We start from the raw sequence: 12353 nt of genomic DNA on the forward strand, positions 1-12353 counted from the left end.
GTTAAGCACGCCGCCAGCGTTCGTCCTGAGCCAGGATCAAACTCTCCGTAAAAGACCTGCGAAACAACAACCCCCGAAAAGGGCTGCGAATCAGTCAAAGACATCAAGTCAAATCACTAGCAAAAAAACTCAACTAGCATTTCAAAACAACACCCGACAACAACCACCACAAGCGGATGGCTGATACATCGAATGCTTTCACCAAATAAAATTCGGCACTGACATTCATCGACACACTGTTGAGTTCTCAAAGAACACGCACACACCATCACTACCGTATGCACGGTAACTCCGGGGCTTACACGCTCGAACCCCAGACATGACTCATTACTTTCGAGCCTTGCCTGGGTTGGTCAGTGCATACTCCGTACAACCTCGTTGTCCCTGTCCGTGAAGACCGGGTCGGTGTCCGTGTCGCTCTGACTCGACAAAAGTTACGCGAAGACCAACGCATACGCAAATCGCCAGGTCAGATGTTATTTCCGTGTGAACATCTTGCGCACGGCGTCGATCAGATGATCGCGACGGCGTCTATCTCGACCAACATCTCTTCCCTGGGCAATCCGGTGAACACAGTCGTTCGACTCGGCAGGACGTCACCCGAGGTGTGCGCCGACACGAAGTGCCCGTAGGCGTCGTTCATGGTGGGAAAGTCTTCCCGCTTGGTCAGATAGACCCGCAACATCACGACGTCGTCGAACGTTGCGCCGCTGGCCTCGACGATGGCTTTGACGTTCTCGAGCGTGCGAGTGGTCTGCGCAGCGACATCACCTGGGTACAGATACTCGCTGGTGGTTGGGTCGACGGGCCCCTGCCCGGAGACCTGTACGAACGGTCCCTTGCGGACTCCCTGGGAGAAGGTATGGGCCGGCGCAGGAGCACCCGTGGTTCGAATTTCGATCTTCTCGCTCATTGCATCCCTTTCGTATGACTCGGATTTTCTGTCGTTTCGTTCCGTTCTCGGCTGGGTCGCCAGCCCAGTCCCTCGGAGATCGCCGCTGCCGCGCGTTGCACATCGGGGAGCGCCGCAAGCACCTGCTGGTGATCGAGCACCATGTCGGGCACGGACATCGACACAGCCGCAACCACGTCACCTGTTCCGTTGCGAACTGCGCAGCCGATGCAGTTGACGAAGGACTCGTGCTCCTCGCGATCTTCGGCGAAGCCTTGCTCCAGCACGAGTTCGAGCTCACGCAGATAACCCTCGGCCGTCGTGATGGTTCGTTCCGTGAACGGCGTGTAGGTGATGCCGTCTGCGATCTTCGCGCGCTCGGCCTCGGGGCGAGCGGAGATCAGAATCTTCCCCACGGCTGTGCAGTGCAGCGGTGCAGGCTTTCCGATCCGCGAGTACATACGAACGCTCTGTTGGGCGTCGAACTTGTCGATGTAGATGACAACGCCCGCCTCGTAGGTGGCGAGGTGGACGGTCTGACCGGTGATCGAGTTCAGTTCTGCCAAGTGCGGCCGCGCGATGGTCCGAACGTCACGCTGTTCCAACGCATGATTGGCGAGCTCGAACAGCCTGGATCCGAGCTGATATCGGTGATCCGCGTCGTGCTGGACGAATCTGTCGGCTTCCATCGTGCGAAGCAGCCGAAGCACGGTCGTCTTGTGGACCTCGAGCACCGACGCCAACTCGTCCAGTGATCGCGGTCCGTCGCCGAGCAAGCCGAGAAGTGTCATCGCGCGAGCGAGGCTTTGACTCACTGCGGCACCTCCGACCGACTCACGGCCATGGCTGCGTAGTCCAGCCTCGCCCAATCGGCGTCGTGCAGTTCCGCCAATTCGGTCAGCACCGCCAGGGGCAGCACCGACGCAATGTCGCCGTGCCCGGTCAGGGCTCCCGCTGCGCACAGATGCCCGAACCGAACACGCGCGACAGCACTCTTACCGAGCAACAATCCGGTCAGGTAACCGCCCGCGAAGGCGTCTCCGGCACCGATCTTTTCGACCACGTCGAGTTTCAGAGCAGGGACGTCGACCCGAGAATTTCCCTCGAACGCCGTCACCGTGTGTGCGTCGTTCTTGATGACCAGGTGTCGTGGTTCCGGAAACAATTCGCGTAGCTCGGCGGGATCGGACGTTCCGAACACGAGTCCTGCCTCGTCGGCACCCATCGACACCACATCGCTTCCCCGAACATGTTCACCGAGCACGCGTGCAGCTGCGTTCGGTCGAGATTTCCACAGAGCCTGCCGATAGTTCAGATCGAAGCTGACGACTGTGGGTGAATCCATCAGGCATCTCGTTAGGTCGGCCGCGGTTTCCGAGATGGCCACGGTGATTCCGGTGAAGTGAATCAAGTCTGCGCCGGCGATCAGGTCCGAAGCAGTATCGCGAATATCACTGGGAGACAAAGCACTCGCAGCCGAGCCGGCACGGAAGTACGTCATCGCACTGTCTCCGAACGCAAGGTCGTGACGGTCGCCGGAGCCAGAGCCGCGTTCCTTCACGTACATACCCGTGGGTCGCTCGGCGTCGATCGCCACACCGGAAGTGTCGACGCCCGCCCCTACCAGTTGCCGAACCAGGTATCGGCCGAATCCGTCGTCGCCCACTCGCGAAATCCACGATGCATCGACGCCCAGCTGGCCGAACACCCTGGCCACGTTGGCTTCCGCACCCCCGGACGTGCGGTGGAACACGGTCGATTGCTCCAGTGGGCCCGGCTCGGCAACCAGAACGACGAGGCCTTCGCCTACACACACCGCTCGTGGTGCTTTCACGTCGATCTCCTCGAACTCTTGCGGGAACGCTGACTTTCGTTGCAGACTACAAAGCATAAACACATTGCGCAACTAGCGTTGCAGAATACGCAACGTATCTGAGATTTCCCGGACCGAGGAGATGACCGTGATCGACACCGATGCCGTCGAGGCACTCAACCGAAGAGTGCTCGGACCCGAGCACAAGGCACTGCCCCCGAGATCGTGGGGACACACCATCGAGAGCTTTCTCGCCACGTCGCCACGGCTCTCCGAGTTCACGACGCCGATACTCACTTTGGATCGAGAGCGAATCGCATCGAACATCTCGGTCATGGCCGAGTGGACGGCGCGCGCGGGCGTGCTGCTCGCACCCCACGGCAAGACATCGATGGCCCCTCAACTGTGGAAGCAGCAACTCGACGCCGGTAGCTGGGCCATCACCCTCGCAACCGGGTGGCAGGTTCAGGCGGCGCGCGCGTTCGGGGTCGAACGTATCGTTCTTGCCAACGCCGAGATCGACCCGGTGGCATTGACGTGGATTGCGGCCGAACTGGATTCGCATCCGACCTTCGAGTTCTACTGCTGGGCGGACAGCGTGGCGACGGTGCACGAGATGGACCGCATTCTTTCGACGCAGGGAACCCGCCCGGTCTCGGTCGTGGTCGAACTCGGTGGCCCGCACGGCCGAACCGGCGCGCGCACGATCGAGGAGGCAACCGCGACAGCCCGTGCGATCGCGTCGTCCTCCCGGCTCACCCTGGCCGGGGTCGGCGGCTACGAGGGCGCACTGAGCCACGACCGCTCGGACAGTGGCCTGGGGGCAGTTCGGACATACCTCGACAACGTCGCTGCCCTCCATCGCGCCCTCGATGCCGAAGGGTTGTACGGCAAGCATGCGATTGTGACCGCCGGCGGGAGCGCCTACCAGGACCTCGTTGTCGAGCGGTTACATTCCCTCACCACCGGGGAGGGGGTATCTACCGACGTAGTGCTGCGCTCGGGAGCCTACGTGGTGCACGACGACGGCTTCTACTCGCAGATCTCACCACTCACTCCCGCCCGAACCGACGCACCACTGATGTCTGCGATGCACGGATGGGCACGCACGGTATCTCGTCCGGAGCCCGGGCTCGCACTGCTCGACGCAGGAAAGCGCGACTTCCCCTTCGACGAAGGAATGCCTGTCGCGCAACATATTCGAGGGACCGAGATCCTCGACCCGAGGGCCGAGGTCACCGCGCTGAACGACCAACACGCCTTCCTTCGACTCCCGGCCGAGGACAACACTGCGCTGCCGGTGGGGTCCGTCGTACGCCTGGGCCTGTCTCACCCCTGCACGGCCTTCGACAAGTGGCGACTCGTTCCCGTCGTCGACGACGCGGACGGCGAGGACCCCCACGTGGTCGACCTCGTGCACACATTCTTCTAGAGAGACGAAACCCAATGCCCAGCACTCTCTTTCGCGGTGCCGATGTCATCGACGGCACCGGAGCGCCACGTGTGCGTCGCGACGTTCTCGTGAGCGACGGAATCATCACATCGATCGCCGAACCCGGAACCGTGCCCGGTGCCGACAAAATCGTCGACGCCTCGCCGGGCCAGGTCCTCTCCCCCGGGTTCATCGACATGCACGCGCATTCCGACCTACGTTTGTTGACCGACCCCGACCACTTTCCGAAAATCAGTCAGGGCGTCACGACCGAGGTCATCGGACAGGACGGCATTGCCTACGCTCCGATCGACGACGCGACGCTCGACGTGGTGCGGCGTCAGATCGCCGGATGGAACGGCAATCCCGTCGACCTCGACTTCTCGTGGCGTTCGGTATCGGAGTACCTCACTCGCCTCGATCAGGGAATCACCCCGAATGCTGCCTACCTCGTTCCCCAGGGAACATTGCGATACCTGGCGGTAGGTGCCGATCAGCGACCCGCGACGCCGTCCGAGATAGCCCACATGCAGGAGCTGTTGGCACAGGGACTGCAGGAGGGTGCCGTCGGAATGTCCAGCGGTTTGACGTACACGCCCGGAATGTACGCGGACACAAGTGAATTACGTGCACTGTGTGAGGTCGTCGCAGAATTCGGCGGTTTCTATGCACCCCACACTCGTTCGTACGGCGCAGGGGCGCTCGACGCGTACCAGGAGATGCTCGACCTCTCCCGCGACACGGGATGCGCACTGCACCTGACGCATGCAACGATGAACTTCGGCGTCAATCGGGGCCGGGCACGCGAGTTTCTCGACCGCGTCGATTCTGCCATCGCCGACGGGTGCGACGTCACCCTGGATACGTATCCGTATCTGCCCGGAGCCACCACTCTGTCTGCGCTGCTACCGAGTTGGGCGATGTCGGGTGGCCCGGATAGCGCACTCGAACGACTCGGCGATCCGGACATGCGTCGACGCATCGCACAGGACGTCGACGTCGACGGGTCCGACGGCTGCCATGGCGTCACCGTCGAGTGGGAGACCATCCAGCTCAGTGGAGTGGCGAATCCGGAGCTCGATCGCTACGTCGGGCGCACGATGTCCGACATAGCGGCCGAGGCGGGTCGGTCCCCGGTGGACGTGTTCTTCGATTTCCTCCGCCGAGACGCGCTGGCCACCACCATCCTGCAGCACGTCGGCCACGAGGAGAACGTCCGAGAGATCATGGCGCATCCACGCCATATGGGCGGCAGCGACGCGATCCTGGTCGGCGAGAAGCCGCACCCACGCGCCTGGGGAACGTTTCCCCGCTACCTGGGTCACTACGTCCGGGACGAGCAGCTGCTCTCGCTGGAGGACTGCATCAATCACCTGACCGGTCGTCCCGCTGCGCGGCTCCGCCTGCGCGCCCGCGGCACGATCGCCGAGGGGCACGCAGCCGATCTCGTCCTGTTCGACCCGACGACCGTGCGCGACACGGCCACGTTCGAGAACCCGAAGCAACAGGCCGAGGGCATCAGCCACGTCATGGTCAACGGCGCGTTCGCCATCGACGATCGACGGCCCACGCATTCTCTGGCAGGCCACGCCCTGCGGATGAATCCCACCGGAAAGCAAACATCATGAATGCATTGACGACGATTCTCGAGGACCGCGCACTGTCGGTGGTCCGCGCCCCGCACATCTCCGATCCTGCTGCGTTGGCAGATGCGCTCGCGCGCGGGGGAATTCGTGCGCTCGAGCTGACTTTCACCACACCCGGCGTCCTCGAACTGATCCGCGCCGCATCGGACGCAGGTGCAGTCGTCGGGGCGGGCACAGTCCTGACCTCCGACCAAGCGCGGTCCGCGATCGATTCCGGGGCACACTTCGTCGTCACTCCCGGGCTCCGCCCCGACGTTGCCGCGATCGTCACGGACGCCGGGATCCCGCTGATGATGGGCGCGTTCACCCCGTCGGAAGTGATGACCGCCCTGGATCTCGGAGCGGATGCCGTGAAGATATTTCCGGCACGAACCGTCGGGCCCGCGTACTTCAAGGACTTGCTCGGCCCCTTCCCCGACGCTCGACTCGTTCCGTCCGGCGGAGTCAACGCAGGCAACGCCGCCCAGTTCCTGACATCCGGTGCCGTCGCAGTGACTGCAGGCACCGATGTGGTTCCACCGGCGTCGGTCGCGGCCGCCCAGTGGGACGACATCACCGCACGAGCACAGGCGTTCGTGACGGCTATCAGTGCAGACATCAAGGAAGGCTCGTCATGAATTCTGTGGTCGACTGGCTCAGAACCTCCACGCCCGGTCTACTCGTGTTGTGCGGCATCGCAATTGCCGTACTGCTCGTAGTGATCATCAAGGTCAAGCTCGAACCGTTCATCGCGCTGCTCATCGTCGGCCTCGGCTTGGCGCTGGCTGCCGGTTTGCCCGTGAACGAGATAGTCGGCACTGCGATCAAGAGCAACGAGTCGTTGCTGGAGACCGGATTCGGCGGAATTCTCGGTCACATCGCCGTCATCATCGGGCTGGGAACGGTGCTCGGCGCGATACTAGAGAAGTCCGGTGGCGCACAAGCACTGACCGCCAAGCTGCTGGGTGTCTTCGGAGAACGCGGAGCACCCGTCGCAATGGGTCTGCTGGGGTTGATCTTCGGCATTCCGGTGTTCTTCGACATCGGCATCTTCGTGTTGGCACCGCTGGTGTACGTGGCGGCGCGTCAGGGCGGAAAGTCGTTGGTGCTCTACGCACTGCCGATGCTGGCCGGCTTGTCCATGACACACGCTTTCCTGCCGCCGCATCCCGGACCGGTTGCCCTCGGCGGCTTGCTCGAGGTGAACCTGGGATGGCTCATCCTGTTCGGATTCGTCTGCGGCATCCCAGGATTCATCGCGGCCGGCCTGGTGTGGGGCAATTGGATCGGAAAGCGCATCATCGTGGATGTACCCGACGACTTCATCAACGACGGGGACGACGCGAGCTCCACCGAGGGCGGAGGTGCCGGAACGGTCACCACCAAGCGCCCCGTCGTCACGACGCCGCCGTCGGTGGGCACCATCGGAGCGATCATCGCCGTCCCGCTGGTCCTCATCCTCGGTGCCACGTTCGGCAGCATTCTGCTCGACCCCGGCAACCTGCTCGAAGTTCTGACGTTCTTCGGCACACCCGCCGTTGCGCTGCTCATCGCCGTGTTGATCGCGTTCTACGTGCTGGGAATCCGCCGCGGATCGACGGTCCAGGAACTGAGCAGACTGACCGGAGAATCCCTGCGTCCGGTGGGCATGTTGCTGCTCGTCGTCGGAGCAGGCGCGTTCTTCGGAAAAGTCATCTCCGCCACCGGGATCGGTACTGCCTTGGCCGACACCATGGCTGCTGCAGGTCTTCCGATCATCGTCCTGGCCTACATCATCAGCTGTGCACTACGCGTAGCGCAGGGCTCGGCGACAGTGGCCATCGTGACGACAGGTGGAATAGTCGGCCCCCTCGTGGCAGCTCAGGACTACTCGGCTCCGGCCGTCGCGCTGATCGCCATGTCCATCGCGGCGGGCTCGATCATCGCCAGCCACGTCAACGACGGCGGCTTCTGGATCATCGCGAAATTCTTCAACCTGACCGTCAAGCAGACACTGCAAACATGGACGGTCCTCGAAACGATCCTGTCCGTGGTCAGCTTTGCGGTCGCGGGAGTTCTCTTCGCGATCATCGCCTAGAGCCAGTGGCGCGATCGGGTGCCCTGGGCGGCACTCACTCGCGCCCCTGCGTCCGCACTTGATCACCGACGAAATGTGTGTTCTCCGCAGACATCTCCCGGCTACCGGATCGCCCGACCAGGTCGTCGATTCGGTCGTCGAGACTGTGCGCGCGGGCCATCGCGTCGGACGTGCGCGCCTCGGTCTCCGAGGACTCGACCACATTCGCGAGTCGAACCAGTGCGGCCACCCGTCCGGTCAACTGTGTCCACACCACTTCCAGTGCACCGCGACGGGATTCGACCTGGGCGGCGGTATCCTCATCCACCATCGTCTCACCGATTCGGTTCAGCTCCGCCGCAACAGCGCGCAACGACGTCGCATCGACCGAGATCTCGGTGAGCTCGACAAACAGATCCAGCTGATTGCGCTGGATCTCGAAGTACGTCGACTGCCACGCCGGCGACCGACGCACCCGATCGAACGAAGTGCCGGCCAGGAACAGCAAGGTGTCGTATCGATCGTCGAACCGGTCGTCCTTACGATCGACGAACTGGTCGACAAATCCGGTCGCCCACTCCACCCGGTCGGCCACCGGGGTCCTCCGGGCCAGCGAGCTCACTCGATCCGTGGCCGCGTCCACCAGTGACAGGCCACGTTCGGCGATCGGCCCGAACTTCTGAGGCGCGGGCGTTCTCGTCAGGGCGTCGAACACTGCGTCCCGCTGGTCCAGATCGAGATGCACACCCTCTCGCCGTTCTTTCCGCGCCGCACGCACTCCGGTGGCGTAGTGCCGATTCGACATCACCACGGTGGTGCGGTGGTGATTGATGCGCTTGGTCAGCTCGGCGACTCGCAGCCGGTACGCCAGAGCCGATCCAGGCTTGCTCGTCGTGTCCTTGGCGCGCCACCGATCGCGCTCGTCCACCAGACTGCGCAGCGCGCCGAAGCCTCCGATCGACGGCAGCGAGCGTCCGGCATGCCAACGGTGAACGAGCACTGCTCGGGTGGCCTCGTCGACCTGCCCGGCCGCGATGGCGATAGCGGCCGCATCGGACAGTGGCTCGGAATGGCCGGGCAGCCGGCAGTCCGCACAGCGGCTGTGAACCTCGTCGTCGAATCGGGCACGCTGTTCGGCCGACCCACTGCCATCGAACTCGGACATCGCTTCTCCTAGGTCACGCCGCATCGCGAGTGTCGTCTACGGATCGCTCGCACACGAGTGTTCCAGAACTTCAGATCAGACCGCGTAGCGATTGCTCGGTCTGCGGCTTCTTCTCGGCCAGCAGTGTGCGCGCCACGTCGAGGCCTTCCCAGACGTTCCACATGAGCACACCGCGAACGACAGCATCGTCATCGAGGTAGTAGACGACGCCTTCCTTGCCTACCGACTTCCAGTCCTCGACGACGTTCAGCGACATGGATACCGTGCCGATCGCCTGATAGCCGTCGTCGTAGACGTCGGAATAGAAGTACGGAGTGTACGAGTAGGACTCTGCGGCGCCGGCCATGTTGCGTCCGGCAGCCTTGCCCATCTCGGTTGCGTTGTCGACATGCTCGATGCGTCGGCGTCCCAGGATGGCGTCGGGATAGTTGGCCACGTCGCCCGCCGCGTAGACGTGTTCGTCGGCGGTCCGGAGGAACTCGTCGACGACGATGCCGTCGTCGACCGCCAACTCGGCAGTGTCGGCCAGTTCTGTGCTCGGACGGACGCCGAGACCGAACACGACGCCGTCCGCCTCCACGGTCGAGCCGTCGTCGAGCTGCAGTTGTACGCGCGCCGACGCCTCGGCACCGGAGACGACCTTGGTCCCTCGGCGCACGGTTACTCCGTGGCCGGCGAAGCCCTTGTCGAAACCGGCGGCCAGACTGGGCGGGAACATATGCCCGCCCAAGACGGCGTCGGACGTCACGAAAGTGACCTTCACACCCTGGAGTGACAGGGCCGCTGCGATCTCGGTGCCGATGTAGCCGCCGCCGACCACCGCAATGTGATCAGCGGTCTTCGTGAGCTCGCGTAGCGCTCGGTAGTCCGCAAAAGTGCGGAAGTACACAACGCGTGGGCTGGGGGCGAGTTCGAGCTGGTTCGGTACGGCTCCCGTGGCCAGAAGCAGCGTCCCGTACTCGTGGCGATCTCCCGATTCCGTCGTCACCGACGAGTTCGAGCGATCCAACGACACGACCCGAGTTCCGGTGTGCACCTCTGCACCGGTGTCGGAGACGGTGTCGAGCGGAACCTGATCACGGCCGAACTCAGGGTCGGTCCACAGCTTCTTCGACAGGGCGGGTCGCGTGTACGGCTCGTCCGGGTCCGCGCCGAGTATGCCGATGGTTCCCGCGTCGTCCTGCTCGCGGATTCCGCGAGCGGCGCTGTCGGCGACCATTCCCCCGCCGATGATCAGGTAGTCGTAACGCATCGTTCACTCCTCGAAAGTCGACGTGATTCGCTCCATGGGCTACCCGGGACAGCGCCGGGGCAATCTTCGCGCTGTTCGGCTCGACGAATCTCCTGGTACTGGAACCGACCGGACTGTATGCAGCATCACACCCCGAAGAGGTTGGCCCAGGCCCGTCGAGTGGGCATGTTGGTCATGGCGAGGAAACATCGTTTTTACTCGAGACGAGCTGTAACAGTTCCGGCCGACCGAACGACTCACACCTCAGGACGCGAACAAAAGGAGACGATGTGACTGTTCAGATCGATTCGCTCGCAATTGGCAACGAGACCGCCGATATCGCGACAGCCGACGTCGACCAGCTCTTCGACGAAGTTTCAACGCTGGACGCCACCATCCTCGACGCCATCGAGCGTCGCACCCGCCTTGCCCGCACACTCGCTGCGGCAACACCCGACGCCACCGCGTCGAGCCAGGAAACCGAGCCGTACGCCGAGCTGGGTAACGACGGTCACGTTTTTTCGCGCATGCTTTCCCGCCTCGCGCAGATCACCCGATAACGCCCCTTTCAGCTTCGCAGTCTGCGACCCCGCCGAGCACCTGCTCGGCGGGGTCGCGTCGTGTCGGGGCGGTGCGGCCGGTGACTTTTCGGATCTGCAGCTGTCAGTACGAGCAAGACCGTTGTTCGACGGTTCGAAGCAGCAGGTTCCCGCAGAAAAGGTGTATCCATGTCCCGAATGCTGTTCGCCAACATGCCCGTCCGCGATGTCGTCGCCACCCGCGCATTCTTCGAGGGTCTCGGATTCGAATTCAACGATGTGTTCAGCGACGAGAACTGTGCCTCGATGGTCGTCAGCGATCAGGCGACCGTGATGTTCTTGGCCACTTCTCGGTTCGAGGACTTCATCTCGGACTCGATCTGCGACACGGGCTCGGCTCGGGAAGTACTGATGTGTGTTTCGGCCGACAGCCGCGAAGAGGTCGATTCGCTCACCGACGCGGCGATCGCCGCGGGTGGATCGAAGTGGATGGAGCCCCAGGACCACGGGTTCATGTACGGCCGGGCGTTCCGAGATCTCGACTACCACGTGTGGGAAGTGATGTGGATGGACCCGTCGGCCGTCCCGGAGAGCTGACCGACCTTGTGCCTAGAGGCGGTCGGGTAAACCGAAGCGATCGAACAGACTCAGATCGAAGAAGCAGGCCACGTGCCCGACCCCTCTGGCATCGACATCGAGAACATGCAGCTGGAACGGCCGGTGCACACCGCCCTCACTCAGCATGTAGAGCCCGTACGCAGGTTGACCGTTGGCAGAGGTCGACACCATCCGCATATCCCCCGCCCCGTTTGCAGGGCAGTTGTTTCGAATGAGCGATCCGATCGTCTCGCCACCCTGGTACCACCCGACGAACGGCGGCATTTCCCACACCGCGTCCGAGGTGAACAATGTGACCAGTCGGTCGATGTCGTAGCTCTCGAAACACTCCACGTACTGGCTGAGAAGTTTCTGTAGCTCCGCGGATTCGATGGGCTCGACGTTGTCGAGCTCGGGCGCGATCTCGTCCAGGCGCTCCCGTGCTCGCTGCAGGAGGCTGTTGACGGCGGTCGTCGTCGTGGCGAGAACTTCGGCAACTTCCGACGCCTTCCACTGCAACACTTCGCGCATCAGCAGCACCGCGCGTTGCCGCGACGACAGATGTTGCAGGGAGGCGACGAAGGCGAGCCGCACGGACTCCTTGGCCACCACGATGGAGGCGGGATCAGTTGCATCCGCCAGATCGGAATCGGCGATCGGCTCGAGCCACGGAATCTCGTTGTTCTGCACGAGTTCGTCGGTGGGTCCGGAACTCGGTGCACCCAAGCCGGTCGGCAGAGGACGCTTCGCCCGACCCTCCAGCGCGGTGAGGCAGGTGTTGGTTGCGATGCGGTACAGCCACGTGCGCAGGGACGAACGGCCCTCGTAGTTGGCGTACCCACGCCAGGCGCGAATGTACGTTTCCTGCAGCAGATCCTCGGCATCGTGAATCGACCCGGTCATGCGATAGCAGTGCGCGAGCAACTCACGACGAAAGGGATCGAACTGCTGGACGAAGTCGTCCTTCTGATCCGAGGCCACGGTCATGCGGTAGAGCGTAAAC

General features: G+C 63.1%; 12 protein-coding genes. 6 read left to right on the forward strand and 6 right to left on the reverse strand.

Annotated elements, in window-relative coordinates:
* Positions 1-511: 511 nt before the first annotated feature.
* Genes MTX34_RS16370 through MTX34_RS16380 form a run of 3 tightly spaced genes read right to left on the reverse strand, consistent with a single transcriptional unit; the run spans position 512 to position 2726 of the window.
* Positions 512-913 (reverse strand): RidA family protein, encoded by a 402-nt coding sequence (locus tag MTX34_RS16370; protein ID WP_243610058.1) that lies wholly within the window; start codon positions 911-913, stop codon positions 512-514.
* Positions 910-1707, reverse strand: coding sequence for an IclR family transcriptional regulator (locus tag MTX34_RS16375; protein ID WP_243610059.1), 798 nt, complete (start codon positions 1705-1707; stop codon positions 910-912). Before MTX34_RS16375 ends, MTX34_RS16370 begins: the two co-directional genes overlap by 4 nt.
* Positions 1704-2726, reverse strand: a complete 1023-nt coding sequence (locus MTX34_RS16380; protein WP_243610060.1) for a sugar kinase — start codon at positions 2724-2726, stop codon at positions 1704-1706. The genes MTX34_RS16375 and MTX34_RS16380 overlap by 4 nt, the downstream gene beginning before the upstream one ends.
* 121 nt (positions 2727-2847) lie before the next feature.
* Between MTX34_RS16380 and MTX34_RS16385 the strand changes: the two genes are divergently transcribed.
* From MTX34_RS16385 to MTX34_RS16400, 4 genes are read left to right on the forward strand one after another with little or no spacing between them, the layout of a single operon-like run.
* Positions 2848-4137, forward strand: coding sequence for an amino acid deaminase (locus MTX34_RS16385; protein WP_243610061.1), 1290 nt, complete (start codon positions 2848-2850; stop codon positions 4135-4137).
* A gap of 14 nt (positions 4138-4151) precedes the next feature.
* The gene (locus MTX34_RS16390) at positions 4152-5765 is read left to right on the forward strand and encodes an amidohydrolase family protein (RefSeq protein WP_243610062.1); all 1614 of its coding nucleotides are present in this window, start codon (positions 4152-4154) and stop codon (positions 5763-5765) included.
* The gene (locus MTX34_RS16395; protein WP_243610063.1) at positions 5762-6400 is read left to right on the forward strand and encodes a bifunctional 4-hydroxy-2-oxoglutarate aldolase/2-dehydro-3-deoxy-phosphogluconate aldolase; all 639 of its coding nucleotides are present in this window, start codon (positions 5762-5764) and stop codon (positions 6398-6400) included. Before MTX34_RS16390 ends, MTX34_RS16395 begins: the two co-directional genes overlap by 4 nt.
* Complete coding sequence (locus tag MTX34_RS16400; protein ID WP_243610064.1) at positions 6397-7839, forward strand: GntP family permease; 1443 nt, start codon at positions 6397-6399, stop codon at positions 7837-7839. Before MTX34_RS16395 ends, MTX34_RS16400 begins: the two co-directional genes overlap by 4 nt.
* A gap of 34 nt (positions 7840-7873) precedes the next feature.
* On the opposite strand, the gene MTX34_RS16405 is transcribed toward MTX34_RS16400, so the two are convergent.
* Entirely contained in the window at positions 7874-8983 is a 1110-nt protein-coding gene (locus MTX34_RS16405; protein ID WP_243610065.1) for a hypothetical protein, read from the reverse strand.
* Positions 8984-9053: 70 nt separating this feature from the next.
* A complete protein-coding gene (locus MTX34_RS16410; protein ID WP_243595348.1) occupies positions 9054-10235 on the reverse strand; it encodes an NAD(P)/FAD-dependent oxidoreductase in 1182 nt (393 codons plus the stop codon).
* Between the two features lie 269 nt (positions 10236-10504).
* Between MTX34_RS16410 and MTX34_RS16415 the strand changes: the two genes are divergently transcribed.
* Complete coding sequence (locus tag MTX34_RS16415) at positions 10505-10774, forward strand: hypothetical protein (RefSeq protein WP_243595349.1); 270 nt, start codon at positions 10505-10507, stop codon at positions 10772-10774.
* 168 nt (positions 10775-10942) lie between these two features.
* Positions 10943-11350, forward strand: a complete 408-nt coding sequence (locus MTX34_RS16420) for a VOC family protein (protein ID WP_243610066.1) — start codon at positions 10943-10945, stop codon at positions 11348-11350.
* Positions 11351-11362: 12 nt separating this feature from the next.
* Here the strand turns inward: MTX34_RS16420 and MTX34_RS16425 are convergent, their stop codons facing one another.
* Positions 11363-12337, reverse strand: coding sequence for a sigma-70 family RNA polymerase sigma factor (locus tag MTX34_RS16425; RefSeq protein ID WP_243595351.1), 975 nt, complete (start codon positions 12335-12337; stop codon positions 11363-11365).
* Between the last annotated feature and the right edge of the window lie 16 nt (positions 12338-12353).

It is taken from the genome of Rhodococcus sp. ARC_M5, assembly GCF_022810405.1.
Classification (GTDB): Bacteria; Actinomycetota; Actinomycetes; order Mycobacteriales; family Mycobacteriaceae; genus Rhodococcoides; species Rhodococcoides navarretei.

What these genes read in the sequence shown, in the direction of transcription:
- MTX34_RS16370 (WP_243610058.1), bottom strand. Translation starts at nt 913, where the DNA reads ATGAGCGAGAAGATCGAAATTCGAACCACGGGTGCTCCTGCGCCGGCC.
- MTX34_RS16385 (WP_243610061.1), top strand. Translation starts at nt 2,848, where the DNA reads ATGACCGTGATCGACACCGATGCCGTCGAGGCACTCAACCGAAGAGTG.
- MTX34_RS16390 (WP_243610062.1), top strand. Translation starts at nt 4,152, where the DNA reads ATGCCCAGCACTCTCTTTCGCGGTGCCGATGTCATCGACGGCACCGGA.
- MTX34_RS16395 (WP_243610063.1), top strand. Translation starts at nt 5,762, where the DNA reads ATGAATGCATTGACGACGATTCTCGAGGACCGCGCACTGTCGGTGGTC.
- MTX34_RS16400 (WP_243610064.1), top strand. Translation starts at nt 6,397, where the DNA reads ATGAATTCTGTGGTCGACTGGCTCAGAACCTCCACGCCCGGTCTACTC.
- MTX34_RS16405 (WP_243610065.1), bottom strand. Translation starts at nt 8,983, where the DNA reads ATGTCCGAGTTCGATGGCAGTGGGTCGGCCGAACAGCGTGCCCGATTC.
- MTX34_RS16410 (WP_243595348.1), bottom strand. Translation starts at nt 10,235, where the DNA reads ATGCGTTACGACTACCTGATCATCGGCGGGGGAATGGTCGCCGACAGC.
- MTX34_RS16420 (WP_243610066.1), top strand. Translation starts at nt 10,943, where the DNA reads ATGTCCCGAATGCTGTTCGCCAACATGCCCGTCCGCGATGTCGTCGCC.
- MTX34_RS16425 (WP_243595351.1), bottom strand. Translation starts at nt 12,337, where the DNA reads ATGACCGTGGCCTCGGATCAGAAGGACGACTTCGTCCAGCAGTTCGAT.